This is a genomic window from Janthinobacterium sp. SUN128 (genome assembly GCF_030587275.1).
Lineage (GTDB): Bacteria > Pseudomonadota > Gammaproteobacteria > Burkholderiales > Burkholderiaceae_D > Janthinobacterium > Janthinobacterium lividum.
Genome location: NZ_JAPWHY010000010.1, coordinates 1 through 22,121, shown reverse-complemented (window position 1 = coordinate 22,121; position 22,121 = coordinate 1). Strand labels below are relative to the sequence as shown.

Sequence of the window (22,121 nt, the reverse complement as noted above, 5' to 3'; positions counted from 1 at the left end):
GTTGGTCCCACCCCTTCCCATCCCGAACAGGACCGTGAAACAACTTTGCGCCGATGATAGTGCTGCAACCAGTGTGAAAGTAGGTTATCGTCAGGCTTGTTATTCGCAGTAGAGAAAAACCCGTCAAGCAATTGGCGGGTTTTTTTTCGTCTGGCGGTTTGTGATGGCGAACCCCAAACGAAGGCTGGGGTCAGACCCCCTCCCGCGTTGGCGTCGAATCTGGCGTTGGCGGTGTGGAGGGTCTGACCCCGGCGGTTCGGGTGCGGCGTTTTATCGACTCACTTCTTCCCAGCTCAAGCCAAACTTCGTCAGATACTTTTTCAACCTGTCAGCGTCATTTGGCTTGGCCTTCGCATCACGCGATACGGCATATAGCTTGCGACCCGCATCGGACAAACTGTTCGATTGCTGGCATACCTGAATTACCGACCTCAGCTGCAGGACATCAAACAGGTCGAGCTGCGCGGCTGCCTCGCTTCCCATAATATCGGCCAGGTCGATTTCCGTGCTGGCGGCGGGCTTGTCATGATGCTGCCACATGCGCTTCAAGCGCCGGATTTCCTCGTCGACCACGCCATCCGTGATGCGTCCCGCTTCCGACAGGGTGGCCAGGCGCGTGACAGCGGCGGACAGGTCGCGGAAATTACCCTTCCATGCCGAGCTGGGCAGGGTGGCGAAACGCATGAAACGCTCGTGTGCCTCCTTGTTGAAGCGCACTCGTTCGCCCGTCTCCGCGCTGTATTGCGTCAGTAGGTATTCCAGGTTCGGCTCGATATCTTCCGGGCGCTGCGCCAGGCCCGGCAATTCGTATGTCCACAGATTGATGCGCGCATACAGGTCTTCGCGGAAGCGGCCGGCCGCCACTTCTATGCCCAAATCTCGGTTGGTGCCGGCGATCAGCTGGAAGTCGCTCTGCACCTCCGTATCGGCACCGACGGGGAAAAAGCGCTTTTCTTCGATGGCTTTCAGCAGCATCGCCTGTTCGTCGAGCCCCAGTTCACCGATTTCATCGAGAAACAGCAAGCCCCTGTGTGCACTGCGCAGCAAGCCTGGTCGGTCCGAGCCCGCCCCCGTGAAGGAACCCTTGATATGCCCGAACAAGGTGGAGGCTGCGCCATCGCCATGCAGGGTGGCGCAATTGAGGTCGATGAACTTGCCATCGATCTGATGGCGCGATTTTTTCAGTTCATACACGCGGCGCGCGAGGACGGATTTGCCGGCACCGGTCGGCCCCATCAACAGCATGGGGGCTTTTGACTTGATGGCGACGCGCTCGATTTCATCGATCATGCCGTTGAACTTGGCATTGCGCGTGGCGATGCCGGACTTCAGGAAGGCCACGCCTTCGGCCTGTTCGCGCGTAAAACGCTGGGCGATCTGGTCGTAGCGCGACAGATCGAGGTCGATCAGCGCGTAGCTGCCGGGATTGCCGGCGCCCTGGCGCTTTGGCGGCGACGTTTGCACGAGGCGGCCGGGGAAATAGCGCGCTTCCGTCATCAGGAACATGCAGATCTGCACCACGTGGCTGCCGGTGGTGATGTGGATCCAATAGTCTTCCTTGTCCGGATCGAAGGGGTAGCTGTTGGCAAAATCATAGAGCGCGCCATACACATTCTCGAAGTCCCAGGCATCGCTGATGGGCAGTTCGTGGGCGACCAGCCTGGTTTCAGGCGAGACGCTGGCGATATCCTGCGATACCTGGCGTACCAGGTTATCGAACTGGCTGCCCGCGTACAGCAACTCGAAGCGGTCGATAATCTTGTCCTCATGCTGGGTCAGGGCGATGCTGGGACGCCATTTTTCCCAGCGTGCCGCTCCCCTGCCGTTGTCGAGCTGCGTGCCGAGAAAACCGATAACGACGGTGCGTTTTGCTTGCATAGTTGAGATAAAAATTTATCTGAAAAGATAATTGTATTCCAAATCGCCATGACAGGGATATTTTCAGTGCACAGCTTGCGTGGAAATATTACTTAATGAAATCAATTGGTTATGAAAATTTTTGAGGAATTATTGAAAGCTGGCACAGCGCTTGCAATAGAGGAGATACCAACGAGATAAACGTAGAGAGCAGAGAGGGACGAAAAATGGCCAACGCCCAGTTATTCCAGAGCGCGCAACAGACAGGAACCTTGCCAGCGGCCTTGGCGCGCAATGCCGAAGGCGCGCCAGCCTATGCGCTGACGCCCCGGCATCAGCTGGCGCAATACGCGGCCACCGGCTGCCTGAACACGACGTTTTATGCCAGCGCCGAAGCGCAGCTGGCAACAGTACTCGAGCTGTGCCAGGCGGTCGACCCCGCCTTCATTGCGCAGACGGCCGTGTACTGCCGCGAACGGGGCTACATGAAAGACATGCCGGCCTTGCTGGTGGCCGTGCTGGCGGGGCAGGGCGCTGCGCAATTCGCACCGGCATTCCGGCGTGTCATCAACAACGGCAAGATGCTGCGCAACTTTGTGCAGATCATGCGCTCCGGCGCCGTGGGACGCAAGTCGCTGGGATCGCTTCCGAAAAAGCTCGTGCAGGCATGGCTGAACACCGCTTCGGAACAGGCCTTGCTGGCCGCCGCCGTGGGCAATGCGCCTTCGCTGGCCGACGTGGTGAAGATGGTGCATCCGAAACCGCAGGAAGCGTGGCGGGAGGCATTCTTTGCCTGGCTAATCGGCAAGCCCTACGATGCCAGGGCGCTGCCGCCGGCGCTGGCCGCGTTCGAGGCCTACAAGGCGGATCCTTCGCAAGCGATACCGGACGTACCGTTCCAGATGCTGACGGCGCTGTCCTTGAGCGCGCAGGATTGGGCGCAGATCGCCTGCCAGGGCAGCTGGCAGATGGTGCGCATGAATCTGAACACCTTTGGGCGTCACGGCGTGTATGCGATAGCCGGCATGCCGGAATTGATCGCGGCCAAGCTGCGCGATCCCGAGGCGATTGGCCGGGCACGGGTGTTTCCGTACCAGCTGCTGTCCGCGTACCTGGCGGCCGGTGAGAGTGTGCCGGCCATCGTGCGCGATGCGCTGGAAGCGGCGCTGGAAATAGCGCTGGCGAACGTGCCGCGGATCGCTGGCAGGGTGGTGGTGTGCCCCGACGTCTCTGGCTCGATGTCGTCGCCCGTCAGCGGTTTTCGCGGCAGCGCCACTTCGAGCGTGCGCTGCATCGATGTGGCGGCGCTGGTGGCGGCGGCCATGCTGCGCAAGAATCCGGATGCGATGCTGCTGCCGTTCGAGCACAGCGTCGTCCAGTGCGGGCTGGCTGCGGATGACAGCGTGATGAGCAACGCGGCCAGGCTGGCGGCCATCGGTGGCGGCGGCACCAATTGCAGCGCACCGCTGATGCGCATGAACAGCAAGAAGGAGCTGGCCGACCTGGTGATTTATGTGTCCGATAACGAATCGTGGATCGACGCCAGACGCAGCGGCGCCACGGCGACGATGGGACAATGGAAGGTGTTCAAGCAGCGCAATCCGCAGGCGAAACTGGTGTGCATCGATATTGCGCCGCATGCCACGACGCAGGCGATGGAGAGCGAGGATATCCTGAATATCGGCGGTTTTTCCGATGACGTCTTCAAGATCATCGCCGCCTTTGCCGCCGGCCAGCTGGACCCCGCCCACTGGGTGGGAGAAATCGCCGCCATCGATATCGCGGCAACCGGTTGTTGAAGTAAAGCGCATGAATGCGGACAAGACTACATAAGAGACGTCCTGTCCAGACTTGTCATGCGCCGCAGTGCCCCGAATGCAGACAGGATTACATCGATCAGCCGCGTCAAACCGGCCTGGCGTGCGCAGTACGCCGCCAGAAAATCCTGTCCCTCCTTGTCGGGTTGTCGTACTGATTACAATAGAAAATGAGAGAAGCGATGAAAAAAGAAGAATACGAAGTCCTGCATACCGAAGGCAGCCGACCCGTCAAAATGTGGACACGTGGCGTGCCCGTCGAAGAAGCGGCCAAAAAGCAATTACGCAACACGGCGACCCTGCCGTTTATTTACAAGCACATCGCCGTCATGCCGGACGTCCACCTGGGTAAAGGGTCGACCATCGGCAGCGTGATTCCCACCCTGGGCGCCGTGATTCCTGCTGCGGTGGGCGTGGATATCGGTTGCGGCATGATGGCGGCGAAAACCACGCTGACGGCGAATGATTTGCCCGATAATCTGGGGGCGCTGCGCAGCGCCATTGAACGCGCCATTCCACACGGGATGTCGCCAAAGACGCGCGGACACCGCGGCCGCGACGAGGGTTCCTGGCATACGCCGCCCTCGGTGGTCGATGCCGCGTGGCTGCAGCTGAAAGACGAATTCGATGCCATCTGCCTGAAAACGCCGAAGCTGAAAAATACGAACAATTATCGCCACCTGGGGACTTTGGGCAGCGGTAACCACTTCGTCGAGGTTTGTCTCGATGAACAGGGTTCCGTATGGTTCATGCTGCATTCCGGTTCGCGCGGCGTGGGTAATGCCATCGGCAGCCATTTCATCGAACTGGCCAAGCAGGATATGCGTACCCACTTCATCAACCTGCCCGACCAGGATTTGGCTTACCTGGCCGAGGGAACGCAGCATTACGACGATTACGTGGAAGCGGTGGGCTGGGCCCAGCGTTTCGCCCGCAACAACCGCGAAGTGATGATGCAGAATCTGATCGCCGCCGTGCGCACGGTCATCCATAAACCGTTCCAGACGCACGTGGAAGCCGTCAACTGCCACCATAACTATGTGCAGAAGGAGCACCACTTCGGCAAGGATGTGCTGATCACGCGCAAGGGCGCCGTGTCGGCCCGTGCTGGCGAACTGGGGATCATTCCCGGCTCCATGGGCGCGAAGAGCTTTATCGTGCGCGGCAAGGGCAATGCGGAGAGTTTCCATAGCTGCAGCCACGGCGCGGGACGCACGATGAGCCGTACGGAAGCGAAGCGGCGCTTCAACCTGGATGACCAGATCCGCGCCACGCAAGGCGTGGAATGCCGCAAGGATGAAAACGTGATCGATGAAATCCCGATGGCTTACAAGGATATCGATGCGGTGATGCTGGCGCAGCGCGAGCTGGTCGATGTCGTGCATATCTTGAAGCAGGTCGTCTGCGTCAAAGGATAATAGAGAGAAAACAGAGATGATAGAAATAGATGGAGCGCAAGGCGAAGGCGGCGGACAGATTTTACGTTCGGCGCTGAGCTTGTCGATGATCACGGGGCAACCGTTTCGGCTGATTAATATTCGCGCGGGGCGGGAAAAGCCCGGCTTGCTGCGCCAGCATTTGCTGGCTGTGCAGGCGGCAACAGCCATTTGCGGGGCGCGCACGACGCCGGTGGCGCTGCGCGCGTCGAGCCTGGAATTCGTGCCCGGCCCCCTGCGCGGCGGCGACTACCGCTTTGCCATCGGCAGCGCGGGCAGCTGTACCCTGGTGCTGCAAACCTTGCTGCCGGCCCTGCTGCATGCGGATGGGCCATCCACCGTGCGCATCACTGGCGGCACGCACAATGCCATGGCACCGCCCGTGCATTTCCTGCAGCGCGCGTATGGCCGTGTCCTGGAACAGATGGGGGCCGAGGTGGATATTTCGCTGCAACGCTATGGTTTTCATCCTGCGGGCGGCGGCGAGGTGATGGCCACCGTGCAACCGTGCCAGCGCTTGCGCCCCATCGCATTGCTGCAGCGCGGTGAACGGAAGGCGGGGTATGCGGAAAGCGTGGTGGCGGGCGTGCACGTGCGGGTGGCCGAGCGCGAGCTCGAGCGTGTCGCCGGCGGCATGGGCTGGAGCGGCAAGCAGCTGCGCATCGTCGGCTTGCCGTCGGAGCAGGGACCGGGCAATGTCCTGCTGCTGACCCTGGAGCATGAGCATGTCACGGAAGTGTTTACGTCGTTCGGTGAAAAGTCCTTGCTGGCCGAGTCCGTGGCCAAGCGCCTGTTGAACGAGGTACGCGCCTATCTCAAGACGGACGCGGCCGTCGGCGAGCACCTGGCCGACCAGCTCTTGCTGCCCATGGCGCTGGCCGGCGGCGGTACCTTCAGCTGCAACAAGGTATCGCAGCATGCGCTGACGAATGCGGAGGTGATTGCCCGGTTTTTGCCCGTGCGTATTACTTTCGAGCAGCAGGAGCGGAGCAGCATCTGCACGGTGGCCGCCGCCTGACGCGCGCGCTGACACAACTGGCTGTTGCAGCTGTTCCAAATTGATACATGGGCGGCCGGATGTGGGGCATAGACGCATGGCATGGCATTTGCTCTTCTTTGGTATTGACTAAAAAACCAAGGAGACCAGCATGACCTATTCCATTCGTACCCTGCTCGGCGTGGCGGCGGCCGGCGCCGTTGCCCTCACTTCCCTGCTGACCTTGCCGCATGCCTATGCGCACGGCAATGTCACGCCGCAAGGCGTCGATACCACGGGCTTGCCCAAGGTAGGCGATAAGTGGCTTGAGCAAAACCCGTATCGTGGCAACAAGCTGGCCTTGACGGTGGGCACCTCGGCCTACAACCAGAATTGCGCCCGGTGCCACGGCATCGAAGCCATCTCGGGCGGCATCGCGCCGGACTTGCGCCAGCTGGACCGCGATTGCTTCGGTATCAAGAATGAGACAAAGAAACAGGCTTGCTACAAGGAAACGGATAATTACTACCTGGCCACCATACGCCACGGTAAAGTGCGTAATGGCGCTGTGTACATGCCGCCGTTCGAAGGCGTGTTCAACCAGGAAGCCATGTGGGCCATCAAGACTTACCTGGAAACCCGCCGCGAGTCGAATTAAGTCGAACTGATCACAAAGGAGTCCCATGCGTTCATTTCAATTCCGGGGCGCGCGCGCGATGATCTCGCTCGCCTGCCTGGCGCTGTGCGCAGCCGCGCCGGCGCGTGCCGACTGGCAAAAAGTGCAGCAGTCGGGCAGCCTGAAAGTGGCTGTGTATAACGAGTTCGCGCCGTTTTCCGACAAGGGCGCGGGCATCGATATCGATATTGCCGAAGCGCTGGCGAAAAAGCTGGGTTTGAAACTGAGCTTGCTGCCATTTCCCGCCGGCGAAAACCTCAACGATGATTTGCGCAATATGGTGTGGAAGGGGCATTACCTTGGTTATGGTCCCGCCGATGTGATGCTGCATGTGCCGGTCGACAAGAAGTTGATGGCGGATAACGACAAGGTCGAGATCTTCGCGCCGTATTACGTGGAAACCGTGCGCCTGGCGCGCAGCGCGCAAGCCGTGCCGCAATTCGATGGCGTCGCTTCGCTGGCCGGCAAGCGCATCGGCGTGGAAAAGGTATCGATCGCGGCCATGCTGATGCTGGGTGAAGACAATGGCAAGTACCGCGACGACGTGCGCATCTTCGACACGGCGGCCGAAGCCTTGCAGCAATTACAGGCAGGACAGCTCGATGCCGTGCTGGCCAACCGTTCGGAGATCGAATCGGTGCTGAAAAGCGATCCCGCTTTCCCCTTGAGCGAAGTGGCGTTCGCCCGCCTGCCGCGTGCCGGCTGGGCCGTGGGCCTGGCCGTCAGCCGCCAGCAGCTCGACGTGGGCAAGTTGCTGCAGGCGGCCATGAACGAGATGGCGGCCAGCGGTGAATTGAAAGCCATCTTTGAAAAATATGGCGTCAAGGAAGCGCGGCCCTGACGTAGCGTGCTTGAGTTGAAAAGCCCGTGCATCGATCGATGCGCGGGCTTTTTATTTTTAGAAACTATATTGGGCGCTGACGCCCAGCAACCAGTTACGTCCCGGCGCCGCTTCATAGTAGCGCTTGTTGCTGTCGCCGACGATGACGGAGCCCACGTAGGTCTTGTCGAAAAGATTGTTCAGGCGGGCAAATTCCTTGAAGCGCCAATTGCCCACGTTTTGTTTGGCGTTGAAGCGCGCATTGAACACCGTATAGCCGGGCGCCGGCTTTTCGCTGTTGCTGTCTTCCGCGTAGACCTGGTTGCTGGCCACGCTTTCCAGCGCCGCGCCAAAACGGTCGAGCGTGTCTTTCCAGGCCAGTTCCGCAAACAGGTTGGCGCTGGGCACGCCCGGCAAGCGGCTGCCTTCGCGCACGTTGCCAAACGCCTGGTCATACACGGCGCGCAGGCTGGTCAGTGCCACTTTGGTCGTGAAGCCATACGGCAGGTTCGAGTCCAGCGACACTTCCATACCCTGGCGCAAGGTTTTACCCGCATTGCGGTAGCTGGTGCGTCCGCCGCTGGACTTGTCGACCACCAGTTCGTCGTTGGTCTTGATCTGGAACACGGCCGCGTTGACGTGCGTATTGTTATTGATCCTGGCTTTGATACCAGCTTCCAGGTTGGTGCTGGTCGCTGGTTTCAAGTTGAAATTGAAGCCGCCGCCCGTACCCGAGTAAAACAGTTCATTCAAGGTAGGCGCTTCGAAGCCGCGCGCGGCGCTGGCATACACGTTGACGTTCGGCGTCAGCTTGTACAGCAGGCCCAGCACCGGTGTCGTGTGGCTGAACTCCAGGCTGCCGCTATCGTTGCCGTTGCTGAGGAAATGGTCGTCGACCGCCACTTTCATCTTGCTGTAGCGTACGCCTGCGCTGAGCAGCCACGGGCCGCCTTGCCATTCCGCCTGGATATAGGGATCGAGGCTGGAGACGACATTCTGCTCGTCGCGGCGCAGCTTGCCCTTTACGCCAAAGCTATTGCCGATGAAGTTTTCGTAGCCGGTACGGTCATCGCTGGAGCGGCCGTAATCGATGCCGATGGTGGTGCTCAGCTTGCCGCCGGCCAACTGGTTCACGTGCAGCCAGTTGGTGTCGATGCCATAGAACTGGCGCTGGAAGTCGACCACGCCGCCCGAATGCTTAAGTAGACCGTCCACTTTGGTATTTTGGAATGCTTTATTAAACGCCTGGTACTGGATCACGTCGCGGTTGCCGCCATACACCATCACGTGCAGGCGGTCATCGCCGAACGACTGTTCATAGGTGGCGCCGATTTGCTGGTGGTCGATGCTCTTGCGGGTGTTGTAGCGTTCGGCCAGCGTGCGTTTCGGGTTTTGCGTATCCGTCGCGTCGAGCTCACCGGCGCGCGGGTCGGCGGCAAACGTGGCCCAGGTAGCGCCCAGCGGATCTTGCGTATTGCCTTGATGCAGGCTGTTGGCGACGATGGTCAGCTTGCTGTCCTTCGTCGGCTTGACGGTGATCTTGCCGAACGCCTGTTCGCGCGTGGCGGCGCTATGGTCGCGGAAACCGTCCGTGCGGAAGCGCGAGCCGTCGAGCACGTAGCCGATGCCGCCTGCCTGGCCTTGCGCCGAGAGATCGACCTTGCTGGTGCCGTAGCTGCCGCCCGTCACATTCAGTTCGACGGAAGGGGGATTTTGTCCATCCCTGGAAAACAGCTGGATCACGCCGCCCGAATGGTTGCCGTAGATGGCAGAAAACGGTCCGCGCAGCACTTCGATGCGCTCGGCCGTATCGAGGTTGAAGGTGGCGGCCTGGCCCTGGCCGTCGGGCATGCTGGCGGGAATGCCATCACTGATCAGCTTGACGCCGCGCACACCAAAGGCCGAGCGTGCGCCGAAGCCGCGCGACGAGATCTGCAAGTCTTGCGCATAGTTCTGGCGGTTTTGCACGACCAGGCCCGGCACGGCGGCCAGCGCTTCCGACGCGTTGACGCGGATTTGGCCATCCTGGATGCGGGCGCTGTCGACCACGTCGATCGAGGCCGGCACTTCCTGGCTGGGGTGGGCGATGCGGCTGCCGCTGATGACCACCGTATCCATCAGTTGTCCGGCGGCCAGGCTAGCTGCCTCGGCGGCAAAGACGTGGGGGGCGAGGGTGGCGCTGCCGGCGACAAACAGGCTGGCGATGGTGTTCAGGCGGAAACGGTGCTGCATGCGGATTCTCCAATGTGAATAAAAGCCTGCTTGATCGCGTGCGCGGTACAGGTCTGCATAGTCTTATCAAGCAATATGCCTGCCATGTCTCCATTGGTGGGCTGAAATTATACCCGTGTCAGTGGCACGGCGTTTGCATACAGCAATGGGCAGATGCGCCGCTACCGCGCGCTTTTCCTGTGTTTTGCCATTGAAAAGGTGATTATGCCCAACTTCTTCTCGTGCTTGCGCCAGGTTTGCTGGCTATTGCCGGCGCTCGCCAGCACCGCCCTCCAGGCAGCTCCCTTTGCCTATGTCCCCAATGAAAAATCGGGCACCTTGAGCGTGATCGACACGGCGACCGACCAGGTAGTGCGTCAGATCGCCGCAGGCAAGCGGCCGCGCGGCATCGCCGCCGACCCCACCGGACGGCAATTGTTTGTCACGGATGCCGCCAGCAGTGCCTTGTTGCTGATCGATAACGCGGGCGGCGCGCCCGTGCGTACGGTGGCGCTGGGCAAGTCGCCCGAAGGTGTCAGCGCTTCCCGGGACGGTCATTACGTGGCAGTGGCCGTCGAGGAAAACAATAGCGTGGCCTTGCTCGATGGTCAGACAGCTACTTTGCTCGCCGATATCAAAGTGCAGGGACGCAATCCGGAACATGCCGTCTTCAGCCCGGATGGACGCTGGCTGCTGGTCAGCGCGGAAGAGGCGGAGCAAGTCGATGTCATTGATGTGGCGCAACGCCGCCAGGTCGCTTCCATCGCCGTGGGACTGCGTCCGCGCGGCATCGGTTTCAGTCCGGACTCGGGCCGCGCCTATGTGGCGTGCGAACTGGTCAATGCCGTCTACGTGATCGACATGGTCGCGCGCAAGGCGATTGCCACCATTCCAGCGGGCAAGAATGCGAATGGCATCGTGGTCCATCCCAACGGCAAGCAGGTGTATGTCTCGAATGGCACGGACGGCACGGTGATGGTGATCGACACGGCCAGCAATCAAGTGACGGCCACGATTGACGTCGGCAAGCGCCCGTGGAACATGGCCATCACGCCCGACGGCGCCAAGCTGTACGTGGCCAATGGCCGTTCGAACAGTGTATCCGTCATCGACACGGCCAGCGCGCGCAAGGTGGCCGACATTGCTGTAGGCGAATTGCCATGGGGCGTGGTGATTCGTTGATTCCTTGGTGGCACAGGCGCAGGTGTTCCAGTCTGGTACACCTGTTCCATTGTGCAGCGGCGCAGGGGAGATTCCGCAGGGCTGGCCCGGATTGGAACAGGACGTCTTCACCTTGTTCAAAATGCAAACAGGCCCACGTCCCCACCCAAGCAGGTGGCCTGCGCTGAAAAACGTGCCGGGTTTGATGCCGCGCCCTTGTAACAGGGATAAAACCGGCTAAGTTTGTAGTGGGATGGCGAGCTGGCACGGCATTTGCGGAAGACTCCGTGTACTCACCCCATCTGTACCAGGACGTTTGATTTTAATTAAGTAATTCCATTCTAATTAACCCGATAGAGGACGACATGAATCTCGCAGACATCAGCAAACTGGGCGTAGCCAATCCCTTCAAACAACGCTATGACAATTACATCGGCGGCAAATTCGTTGCACCAGTAAAAGGTGAATACTTTCCTAACATTACGCCGATCACGGGCTTGCCGTTTTGCGAAATCGCCCGTTCCACGACGGAAGACGTCGAGCTGGCGCTGGATGCCGCGCACGCCGCCAAGGATGCCTGGGGCAAGACTTCGCCTGCCGAGCGCGCCAATATTTTGAACCGCATCGCCGACCGCATCGAACAGAACCTGAGCCTGATCGCCACGGCGGAAACCATCGACAACGGCAAGCCGATCCGCGAAACGATGAATGCAGACATTCCACTGGCCATCGACCATTTCCGTTACTTCGCCGGTTGCATCCGCGCGCAGGAAGGTTCCGTCGCGCAAATCGATGCGGAAACCTATGCCTACCACTACCATGAGCCGCTGGGCGTCGTGGGGCAGATCATTCCGTGGAATTTCCCGATTCTGATGGCCGTGTGGAAACTGGCGCCAGCCCTGGCCGCCGGCAATTGCGTGGTGCTCAAACCGGCCGAGCAGACCCCGGCTTCCATCATGGTGTTGATCGAGCTGATCGGCGACCTGCTGCCGCCTGGCGTGCTGAACATCATCAATGGTTTCGGCCTGGAAGCGGGCAAGCCGCTGGCCTCGAGCAAGCGCATCGCCAAGATCGCCTTTACGGGCGAAACGGGCACGGGCCGTCTGATCATGGGCTATGCGGCGCAAAACCTGATTCCCGTCACCCTGGAGCTGGGCGGCAAGTCGCCGAACATCTTCTTTGAAGACGTGATGGATGCCGATGATGAGTATTTCGACAAGTGCCTGGAAGGTTTTGCGATGTTTGCGCTGAATCAAGGCGAAGTGTGCACCTGCCCATCGCGCGTGCTGATCCAGGAATCGATCTACGAGAAATTCATCGAACGGGCCTTGAAGCGCGTGGCCGCCATCAAGCAGGGCAATCCGCTCGACTCGTCCACCATGATCGGCGCGCAGGCTTCGCAGGAGCAGCTGGAAAAAATCCTGTCCTACCTCGACATCGGCCGCCAGGAAGGCGCGGAAGTGCTGGCCGGCGGCGAGCGCAGCAAGCAGGCGGGCGACCTGGAAGGCGGCTACTACGTGCGTCCGACCGTGTTCAAGGGCCATAACAAGATGCGCATCTTCCAGGAAGAGATCTTCGGACCCGTCGTGTCCGTGACCACCTTCAAGGATGAGGCTGACGCGCTGGCGATCGCCAACGACACCTTGTATGGCCTGGGCGCCGGCTTGTGGACGCGTGACGGTTCGCGCGCCTTCCGCATGGGCCGCGCCATCCAGGCGGGCCGCGTGTGGACCAATTGCTACCACCTGTATCCAGCCCACGCGGCGTTCGGCGGCTACAAGCAATCGGGTATCGGCCGCGAAAACCACAAGATGATGCTCGATCACTACCAGCAAACGAAGAACTTGCTGGTGAGCTATAGCCCGAAAGCGCTGGGCTTCTTCTAAATTGGCAACAGGCGCCGCGCCCTAAGCCAGACGCGGCGCGCAGAAAGGGATGCCATGAGTGCAGCAATTGCCCGGGTGGTCGCCACCGATGCGGCGCTGGAAATGATGGACAAGTTGCGCCAGCGTCACGGCCCGCTGATGTTTTTCCAGTCGGGCGGATGCTGCGACGGCAGCGCGCCCATGTGCTATGCGCTGGGCGAGTTCGATGTCAGCGACACCGACATTTATCTCGGCAATTTGAATGGCACACCGTTCTACATGGGACTCGAGCAATTCGAGTACTGGGAGCATACCCAGTTGATTATCGATGTGGTCGATGGCAATGGCGGCATGTTTTCACTCGACAACGGCACCGGCAAGCGCTTCCTGACGCGCTCGCGCCTGTTCACCGATGAAGAGTGCGCCTTGCTGCATACGCAGCCGCATGACCACGGCAGCACTTGATACATACACATACTAATAACAGAGGGAGATGATTGTGCAGAAAAAAATCATGGGGATACTCATCGGTTTGGGTTTGGCATCGCTGGCCCAGGCGGCCGACGTGGGCAATGTCACCAATGCCATGCTCGACAGCACGGCGAAGAATCCGGCCAGCGTCCTGTCGTTTGGCATGGGTACACAGGGCCAGCGCTATTCGCCGTTGACGCAGATCAATGACAAGACCGTGGCCAAGCTGGTGCCAGCCTGGTCGTTCTCGTTTGGCGGCGAAAAACAGCGGGGCCAGGAATCGCAGCCGCTGATTCACAACGGCAAGATGTTCGTCACGGCATCGTATTCGCGCATCTTTGCCGTCGACTTGAAAACGGGCGCCAAGCTGTGGAAATATGAGCATCGTTTGCCGGACGGCATCATGCCCTGCTGCGACGTGGTCAATCGCGGTGCCGCCCTGTACGGCAACCTGGTGATCTTCGGCACGCTCGACGCCTACCTGGTGGCGCTGGACCAGAACACGGGCAAGATCGTCTGGAAGGAGAAAGTCGACGATTACGCGGCCGGCTACTCGATGACGGCCGCGCCGCTAATCGCCGAAGGCTTGCTGCTGACGGGCGTGTCGGGCGGGGAATTCGGCATCGTGGGCCGGGTGGAAGCGCGCAATCCGATGACGGGTGACCTCGTGTGGAGCCGTCCGACGGTAGAGGGCCATATGGGCCACCGCTACGACAAGGATGGCAAGGCCATCGACAACGGCGTGTCCGGCACCGTGAACAAGACATGGCCGGGCGACCTGTGGAAAACGGGCGGCGCCTCGACGTGGATGGGCGGCACCTACGATCCGCAAACCAAGCTCGCGTATTTTGGCACCGGCAACCCGGCGCCGTGGAACAGCCACTTGCGTCCCGGCGACAACCTGTACTCATCATCCACCGTGGCGCTGGATGTGAAAACGGGCCAGATCAAGTGGGCGTATCAGAATACCCCGAACGATGCGTGGGACTTCGACGGCGCCAACGAGTTCGTCACCTTCGACATGGATGGCAAGCGCTACGGCGGCAAGGCCGACCGCAACGGTTTCTTCTATGTCATCGATGCGGCCAACGGCAAGCTGCAGAACGCCTTTCCATTTGTGAAGAAAATCACCTGGGCCAGCAGCATCGACCTGAAGACGGGCCGGCCGAACTATATCGCCGCCGGCCGCCCTGGCGACCCCACCAAGGGAGAGGAAGGCAAGAAGGGCACGACGGTGTTTGCCGCGCCCGCCTTCCTCGGTGCCAAAAACCAGATGTCGATGGCGTACTCGCCGCAAACCAGGCTGTTCTACGTGCCGGCGAACGAATGGGGTATGGATATCTGGAACGAGCCGATCAGCTACAAGAAGGGCGGCGCATTCCTCGGTGCCGGTTTCACCATCAAGCCATTGTTTGACGACTACATCGGCGCCATGCGCGCCATCGATCCGAAGACGGGCAAGATCGTCTGGGAAATCAAGAACAACGCGCCGCTGTGGGGCGGCGTGATGAGTACGGCGGGCAACCTGGTGTTCTACGGCACGCCGGAAGGCTTCCTGAAAGCCGTCGATGCGAAGACGGGCAAGGAGCTGTGGAAATTCCAGACGGGCTCCGGCGTCGTGGCGCCGCCCGTCACCTGGCAGGATGGCGACACGCAATATGTGGCCGTCGTTTCCGGCTGGGGGGGCGCGGTGCCTCTGTGGGGCGGCGAAGTGGCGAAGAAGGTCAACTTCCTGGAACAGGGCGGTTCCGTGTGGGTCTTCAAGCTGGCGTCGAAGTAACGGGGTGAAGCATCCGGGCCACACGGATGGGTGTCTCCCTGTCCGCCGGGTGTTTTCTTTTTGCTGACGGCCCAGGCCGTCAGTTTTTTGTTTACCTGGATGCCCGATACGCCTGCTTGCGGTCAAAAAATGAACACTGTCAGTGGCGATTGATCCGCTGCTGCACACGTTAACTACGCTTTTTCTCTTTCTCCCTCTGAGCCGTTCTGGGCACGCTTATTGCCAACGCTTGAGGTACATCAATCACTGGTGTGCACACTAAAAACAGAGAAGAAAGAGGAGAACAAATGAACACATTGAGCAAGCTGGGGAGCCTGGGTGTCATGACAATCGCAGCGGTGGGGCAGGCACAAGCCGTCGATATCAAGGCTGGCGACTGGACCGTGTCAGTGGGCGGCATCGTCAACGCCTATTACACGCAAGTGTCGTGTTCGGGCGATGCCGTGGGCGGGCTGGCGCTGGGCGGCCAGGCGCTCGGTTGCGGCGGAGAAAAGGACCGCACGACCATCGGCAACGGCTTGCTGCCGAATGGCTTGATCACCTCGGCAAGCTCGCGGCTGGGCGAGTACGACGTGAAAGCCCTGATCGGCATCTACAACTCGACGGCCACGGACAGCGCCATCAGCCAGAATAGCGTGGTCGACGTGCGCCAGGCCTTCTTTACGTTTGGCAATGAGCACATGGGCACATTCAAGCTGGGGCGCGACTACGGCATCTTCGGCGCGAATGCGATTTTGTCGGACATGACCTTGCTGGGCTCGGGCGCACCCGTGCAGGCGACGCAGCGGGGCAGGGTGACCTTGGGCCATATCGGCGCCGGCTATACCTATCTGGGCAACTATGGCCAGATCATGTACAGCACGCCGAAGTCGGGCGGCGTTGGCGTCGACGTGGCACTGGTCAGCCCCGTCTCCGATACGCCGATTGTTGCAGGCTCGACCTATTCTTCGAAGTCGAGCCCGCAAGTGCAGGCGCAACTGACGTATGCGCAGGAAGGATTGAAAGCCTGGCTCGGCGTGAAGTCGCAAAAGTTCACCTCGAAAACGCCGGGTGTCGATGACCTGACCATGCGCGGCGTGGAAGTGGGCGGCTCCTACCAGATGGGGCCGGCCGGCGTGCTGCTCAACTTCCAGGACGGCAAGGGGCTGGGCATCTTGTCCGATGCGGACCAGGGCGATACCAAGTCGAAGAACTGGCTGTTGCAAGGCACGTACAAGACGACGGACAAGCTGAAGCTGGGCTTGTCCTACGGTATCAGCAAGAACGACGACAACACGGTCGGCACGGGCGGCTTGAAGTCGAATGCCAACTTGACCTTGGGGGCATACTACTCGCTCAACAGCGCGATCACCCTGGTGGGCGAGCTGGGCCAGACGCGCTCGAAAGGCTTTACGGGTGGCGAAGCGAAGATGAATGGCGTGTCCCTGGGCGGCATTATTTTCTTCTAATTAATGAACGCGGCGCCTTGCGATAAGGCGCCGCACGGAGCGTAGTGCATGAGGACAATGCGGTTGTTCATAGCATGCTGGTTATTCCTGTTTATTCTGGGACAGGCGTGGGCGGGCGTGCTCACCAAGGCCGAGCTGGCACGGCGCTTTCCTGCTCCCATCGTCGTGGGCGACAAGGAGACCGACTTGCCCGTCTGGCCCCTGTTCAAGCAAAACGCCACGGCCACCGAGCTGATCGGCTACGTGTTTGAATCGCTGGACCTGGCGCCCATTCCCGGATTTTCCGGCGTGCCCGTCAATCTGCTGATCGCCATCAATCCGCAAGGGAGTTTTTTGGACGTCGCCGTGCTGTCGCAGCATGAACCCGTGTTTCTCGATGGCCTGGGAGAGGCACCGCTGTTTCAGTTCGTCAAGCAGTACCAGGGCTTGTCGCTGAAACAGAATATTGCCATCGATGCCCAAAAGAAGCGCGCGCCAGATGCCACGCACGCCGATATCGATGGCGTGTCGAAGGCCACGGCTTCCGTGCGCATCATCAACCAAAGCGTGCTGGCCTCGGCCTTGAAAGTGTCGCGCAAAAAACTTGGCTTCGCACAAGGACGCGACCCGGACCAGATTGCCCGCATCCGCATGGAGGTATTCGAGAAACTCAGCGTGGAGCAGATGCTCGAGCGGGGCTTGATCCAGCACGTACGCTTGAGCAATAAGGATGTGGAAACCTTGTTTGCCGGCAGTCCCGGCGCGGGACTCGATGCGGAAGCGACGCGTGCGCCCGATGGCGTGTTCATCGACCTGTACCTGGCGTACGTGTCCGTGCCCACGGTGGGACGCAACCTGTTGACGGAACGCAGCTGGAACAAGCTGCGCAACCGACTGGACGAAGGCGACCACGCCATCCTCGTCATGTCGCGCGGACGCTACAGCGTGCTGGGCGATGATTTCGTGCGCGGCACGGTCCCGGACCGGCTGTTGCTGAAGCAGGATGGCTTGCCCATCGACATGCGTGATCTGGACCTGGAATTAAACTTGTCGGACGCGGGACCGCTGCCGACGGACAATATCGCCGTCTTGCGCATCATCAGCCAGGCGGGACTCGATGCGGCCAGCCCGCTGGCTTTTACCATGCCGATCACGCGCAACAAGGGCATCGTGTATCCGGAACGCATCGCCCGCAACGTCGATGTCAGCTACCGCTTGCCGGCCGAGTTTTATACGGCGCCGCAAGGCGACGATGCAAGCTGGCGCGGCACGTGGAAGGGGCGCAAGGCTGAGTTGCTGCTGTTGCTCGCCGGGCTGGCGCTGCTGGCCGGCGCATTGGCCTGGCAGAAACGCCTGGTGCGCGAGGGCCGGCAATTTATCTGGTTTCGCCGCCTGTTCCTGGTGTTTACGATTGGCTTCATCGGCTATTACGCGCAAGGGCAGTTATCGATCGTCAACATCACGGGCGCCATCCAGGCGCTGCTGGCGGGGCGCAGCCTGGGCTTCTTCCTGTTTGATCCGATGACGGTGATCCTGTGGGCGTTCGTGCTGCTCAGCCTGCTGATCTGGGGGCGCGGCACGTTTTGCGGCTGGCTGTGTCCGTTTGGCGCCCTGCAGGAATTCACGGGCAAGCTGGGCCAGTGGCTGCGCTTGCCTCAATGGAAAATCAAGCCGCGCCTGGATGGGCGCTTGAAATGGATCAAGTATGGCTTGTTGGCGGCCGTTCTCGGCAGCAGCGTATTTTCCAGCCAGATTACGGACAAGCTGGTCGAGCTGGAACCATTTAAAACGGCCATCACCCTGAACTTCGTGCGGGCCTGGCCCTTTGTCGCGTATGCCTTGGGTTTGCTGTTGCTTGGTAGTGTTTCTTATAAATTCTTTTGCCGCTACCTGTGTCCGTTTGGCGCGGCACTGGCGCTGCTGGGGCGGTTTCGCCTGTTCAACTGGATTCCCCGTCGCAAGGAGTGCGGCACACCGTGCCAGACTTGCCGCCACCGTTGCGAGCATCACGCCATCGCGGCTAGCGGGAAAGTTGATTACGGCGAATGTTTCCAGTGCATGGATTGCGTCGTGATTTATGCCAGCGATGAAAAATGCGCGCCCTTGATGCTGGAAATCAAGCGTGCCCGCATCATCCCCATAGTCCGGGTCACGGCAGAGGAGAGCAGCAATGCAGCGTAGAACGTTTATTTCCGCAGCGATAGGCAGCGTGTCCGGCATGGCGGGCTTGTCTTTTCCTGGCAGCATGGCGCGCGGCACGGCCACGGCGTCCGGCGTGCGGCCTTATCAAGGCGCCGCACTGGCGTTTGGCACGACGATCGCCGTTACCGTGTTGCACCACGATCAGCGCCAGGCCGAACTGGCCATTGAGGACGCCTTGCATGCAGCGAGGAATATCGATCGCCTGATGAGCATTTACAGCCCGGCCAGCCAAGTCTTCCAGCTGAACCGTGACGGCCGTCTGGCCCGGCCGGACGCCCATCTGCTGGCCGTGCTGGCGCAGGCGCAAGCCTTGTCGCAATGGAGCGATGGGGCGTTTGATATCACCGTGCAACCCTTATGGCAGCTGTTTCGCGCGGCAGCAGACGAGGCCGGCTTGCCTGCGGAAGCATTGCGGCGCGCAGCGCAGGCGCGGATAGGCTGGCGGCAACTGGCGTGGAATAGCCGGGAAGTGCGTTTTCTCCGGCCTGGCATGGCGCTGACCTTGAATGGCCTGGCGCAAGGTTATGCGGCGGACATGGCGCTGGCGGCCGTGCAGGCGCGCGGCATACGGCACGCGCTGCTCGATACGGGCGAATTCGTTGCGCGGGGGCAGCGGTCCCTGCGCCGCCCGTGGACCTTGGGCATCCAGGATCCGCGCGATGTAGAAATCCTCGCGGCCACCTTGAAAGTGGAGGGGCGCAGCGTGGCCACGTCGGGCGATTACGAATGTACGTTCACGCCCGACTTCGTGCATCACCACATCTTCGACCCCGCGCACGGCGACTCGCCACGCGAACTGGCCAGCGTGACGGTGCTGGCGCCCACGGGCTTGCTGGCCGATGGTTTGTCGACAACGTTCATGGTGACGGGCGCGGCGCGCGCACATGCGATGGCCGCGCAAATGGAAGGCGTCGACCTGATGACCATCGACAAGCGGGGCCGGCGCGCAATGTCGCCCGGCTTTTCCCGTCTACTCTAGCTTATTTCAGATGCGGCACCTTGCGATAGATCGTGTTACGCGATATGCCCAGGGCCCGCGCCGTGGCCGAGACGTTGCCGCCGTGGGCATCGAGCGATTTGAGAATGACGCTTTGCTCCATTTCTTCCAGGTTGGCGCCGGCCGCGATCATGCGGTCCGTGCTGGCGCTGGCGGCAGTCGCTTGCGTCATCTCAATATCGTCGAGGAAATCATCGGGCATGTGGCGCAAACAGATTTCATGTTCGTCACCCGCCATGACGATGGCCGTGCGCAAGAGATTGGTCAGTTGGCGGAAATTGCCTGGCCATTTATGCTGGTGAAACATGCGCAGAATGTCCGGCGCCACCGTGTAGCGCGTATCGGGCGCTTCCGTTGCGAGGATTTTTTTCACGACCGTGTCCAGGTCCGTGCGCTCGCGCAATGGCGGCAGTTTGACCACCAGGCCATTCAGGCGGTAATACAAGTCTTCGCGAAACAGACCCTTGGCCATGCGTTCGCGCAAGTTATGATTCGTGGCGCAAATGAGTTCCACGTTGACGGTAATCGACTTGCTGCTGCCCAGGGGCGTGACCATGCGTTCCTGCAACACGCGCAACAGCCGCGCCTGCAAGCCAAACGGCATGTCGCCGATTTCATCGAGGAACAGGGTGCCGCCATTGGCTTGCAATATCTTGCCAATGGCACCCTTCTTGCGCGCGCCCGTAAATGCCCCGTCTTCATAGCCGAACAGTTCGGACTCGATCAGGGTTTCCGGAATCGATGCGCAATTGACGGCGATAAACGGTCCCATGGCCCGTGGCGAATCGTTGTGGATGGCTTGCGCCAGCAATTCCTTGCCGGTGCCCGTTTCGCCCATGACGAGGATGGGGATGTCGCGCCCCAGCACCTTGTTGACCTTTTCGATAACCAGTTCCAGCTGCGGATCGCCCGTGCGCAGGTAGCGCAAGCCGGACAGGCGCCGCGCCGCGTTGGCCGCATGGCTGGCGGACGCGGGAACCTGTGCCGGCACGGCGTTGATATCGCTATGGTCGGTGCCGGCAGTAAAGCCGTGCTGGAAGACGCTATTGGACAGGCGCAACTGCGCGCGACCATACACGCGCACGCCGCTGTGCATGCACAGGTTCAGCAAACCGGGGGCGGCCGTGCGGTAATGGTCGTACAGGGCAGACACGGGCAAGCCGAACAGGGAGCTGAACGTGTGCGATTGCAGCGCGGCAAATGACAGGCCCAGCTGGAAAAGGCCATTTTTGTTGGCCGATAAAAATCGTCCACCGGGCGTGAACGAGGCAATGCCTTCCATCAAGGTGCCGATGAATTCGGGGCGCGCGTGGAAATGCACGGTGATGGCGTCTTCGAAGGTGGCGGAAAACAGTTGATTTTCGATCATCAGCGCCGACATGCGCACGAGGGCCATCGTATGCTTGTGAAAACTGCGCTGGTCGCTGGACACGTCCAGTACGCCGATGACATTGCCCCGGTGGTCGGTGATCGGTGCCGCGGAGCAAGTGAGAAAATGATTGGCCGCCAGGTAATGCTGGTCCGCATGGACCAAAGTCGGTACTTTTTCCGTGATGGCCGTGCCGATGGCATTCGTACCGCGGCTTTGTTCCGACCATGCCACGCCCGGCTGCAGGGCGACGCGGTTGGCTTTCTCCAGGAAATCATCGTCGCCCAGCGAATGCACGATGACGCCGTTGGCATCCGTCAAGATCACCATATTGTGGGTATTGACGATTTGCTGGTACAGGGTTTCCATGGCGGGCAGCGCGTGCGTATGCAGCAGGCGGTTTTGCTCGATCAGCAAGGACAGGTCGGATTTGCCCGCCGGCGTAAAGTCGGGCGTGGCCGTGGGCGACAGGCCAAAGGCGACTGAACGCTGATGGGAAGTTTCGATGATGACGGGGACGTTGTCCTGTCCTGCCGGCAAAATGTTCGCGTCCGCGATGGACGAAAACGGTGCGCTACGGTAAGTAGCTGACGGTTGATACATGATCTCGTTGCCTCCGTTGGGCCCTGTACTGCGGCGCTCTTTTGAATATCGAGAGTGTTCCATAATGTAGCACCTGTCACAGATGGGAGCAAAGCAAAGCGAACCGGGCTATCCCCGTGTTGCTGCCAGGCCCAGAGTTGCTCCCCTCGGTGGTCGGTGCATGTGTTCATATAAGCAATTGCGGTGCCAGGCTTATTGCCTTTGAGCTGGCGCAAAAATAGCGCTTGCGGGTTGCGCAGGGCAGGGCTATAATTCGCCCCCTCGCTGAACGACGCATGCAAATGCAGCGTAAAGTGAGAAAAAAGAAGGAGTTGACGGAGGTAGCAAAATGCTTCATACTCTTCCTTCTTCGCAGCTGACAAACACAACGCTTTGTCGATAGCGCGAAAGCAGTAACCGAATACAGTTCTTTAACAATTAACAGTCGATAAGTGTGGGCATTTGATGTAAGTG

General features: G+C 60.3%; 15 protein-coding genes. 12 read left to right on the top strand and 3 right to left on the bottom strand.

Annotation, left to right across the window (positions count from 1 at the left end; translation table 11 throughout):
- Window positions 1-270: 270 nt before the first annotated feature.
- Window positions 271-1,878 carry an RNA repair transcriptional activator RtcR gene (gene rtcR / locus O3297_RS28685; protein WP_305051295.1) on the bottom strand — a complete coding sequence of 536 codons (1,608 nt, stop codon included), beginning with the start codon at window positions 1,876-1,878 and terminating at the stop codon, window positions 271-273.
- A gap of 206 nt (window positions 1,879-2,084) precedes the next feature.
- Between rtcR and O3297_RS28680 the strand changes: the two genes are divergently transcribed.
- The 5 genes from O3297_RS28680 (at window position 2,085) to O3297_RS28660 (ending at window position 7,603) form a co-directional block, all read left to right on the top strand.
- The gene (locus tag O3297_RS28680) at window positions 2,085-3,656 is read left to right on the top strand and encodes an RNA-binding protein (protein WP_305051294.1); all 1,572 of its coding nucleotides are present in this window, start codon (window positions 2,085-2,087) and stop codon (window positions 3,654-3,656) included.
- A gap of 200 nt (window positions 3,657-3,856) precedes the next feature.
- Entirely contained in the window at window positions 3,857-5,092 is a 1,236-nt protein-coding gene (locus O3297_RS28675; RefSeq protein ID WP_305051292.1) for an RtcB family protein, read from the top strand.
- 16 nt (window positions 5,093-5,108) lie between these two features.
- Window positions 5,109-6,128 (top strand): RNA 3'-terminal phosphate cyclase, encoded by a 1,020-nt coding sequence (gene rtcA, locus O3297_RS28670; RefSeq protein WP_305051290.1) that lies wholly within the window; start codon window positions 5,109-5,111, stop codon window positions 6,126-6,128.
- Window positions 6,129-6,258: 130 nt separating this feature from the next.
- Entirely contained in the window at window positions 6,259-6,744 is a 486-nt protein-coding gene (gene pedF / locus O3297_RS28665) for a cytochrome c-550 PedF (RefSeq protein WP_034784660.1), read from the top strand.
- Window positions 6,745-6,769: 25 nt separating this feature from the next.
- Window positions 6,770-7,603, top strand: coding sequence for an ABC transporter substrate-binding protein (locus O3297_RS28660; protein ID WP_305051288.1), 834 nt, complete (start codon window positions 6,770-6,772; stop codon window positions 7,601-7,603).
- 57 nt (window positions 7,604-7,660) lie between these two features.
- On the opposite strand, the gene O3297_RS28655 is transcribed toward O3297_RS28660, so the two are convergent.
- Window positions 7,661-9,814, bottom strand: a complete 2,154-nt coding sequence (locus tag O3297_RS28655) for a TonB-dependent receptor (protein ID WP_305051286.1) — start codon at window positions 9,812-9,814, stop codon at window positions 7,661-7,663.
- A gap of 204 nt (window positions 9,815-10,018) precedes the next feature.
- Between O3297_RS28655 and O3297_RS28650 the strand changes: the two genes are divergently transcribed.
- From O3297_RS28650 to O3297_RS28620, 7 genes are all read left to right on the top strand, one after another.
- On the top strand, window positions 10,019-10,975 hold the full coding sequence (locus tag O3297_RS28650) for a beta-propeller fold lactonase family protein (protein ID WP_305051284.1): 957 nt from the start codon (window positions 10,019-10,021) through the stop codon (window positions 10,973-10,975).
- Window positions 10,976-11,319: 344 nt separating this feature from the next.
- The gene (gene adh / locus O3297_RS28645) at window positions 11,320-12,840 is read left to right on the top strand and encodes an aldehyde dehydrogenase (protein ID WP_034784664.1); all 1,521 of its coding nucleotides are present in this window, start codon (window positions 11,320-11,322) and stop codon (window positions 12,838-12,840) included.
- Between the two features lie 54 nt (window positions 12,841-12,894).
- A complete protein-coding gene (locus O3297_RS28640) occupies window positions 12,895-13,284 on the top strand; it encodes a DUF779 domain-containing protein (protein WP_152254662.1) in 390 nt (129 codons plus the stop codon).
- A 49-nt stretch (window positions 13,285-13,333) separates the two neighbouring features.
- Complete coding sequence (locus tag O3297_RS28635; protein WP_305051281.1) at window positions 13,334-15,070, top strand: PQQ-dependent methanol/ethanol family dehydrogenase; 1,737 nt, start codon at window positions 13,334-13,336, stop codon at window positions 15,068-15,070.
- A 287-nt stretch (window positions 15,071-15,357) separates the two neighbouring features.
- On the top strand, window positions 15,358-16,518 hold the full coding sequence (locus tag O3297_RS28630) for a porin (protein ID WP_305051280.1): 1,161 nt from the start codon (window positions 15,358-15,360) through the stop codon (window positions 16,516-16,518).
- A gap of 57 nt (window positions 16,519-16,575) precedes the next feature.
- Complete coding sequence (locus O3297_RS28625; protein ID WP_305051278.1) at window positions 16,576-18,678, top strand: 4Fe-4S binding protein; 2,103 nt, start codon at window positions 16,576-16,578, stop codon at window positions 18,676-18,678.
- Window positions 18,668-19,678: an FAD:protein FMN transferase gene (locus O3297_RS28620; protein WP_305051277.1), complete on the top strand. Its 1,011-nt coding sequence runs from the start codon at window positions 18,668-18,670 to the stop codon at window positions 19,676-19,678. Before O3297_RS28625 ends, O3297_RS28620 begins: the two co-directional genes overlap by 11 nt.
- 1 nt (window position 19,679) lies before the next feature.
- On the opposite strand, the gene O3297_RS28615 is transcribed toward O3297_RS28620, so the two are convergent.
- Window positions 19,680-21,668: a sigma-54-dependent Fis family transcriptional regulator gene (locus tag O3297_RS28615; protein ID WP_305051275.1), complete on the bottom strand. Its 1,989-nt coding sequence runs from the start codon at window positions 21,666-21,668 to the stop codon at window positions 19,680-19,682.
- Window positions 21,669-22,121 lie beyond the last annotated feature (453 nt).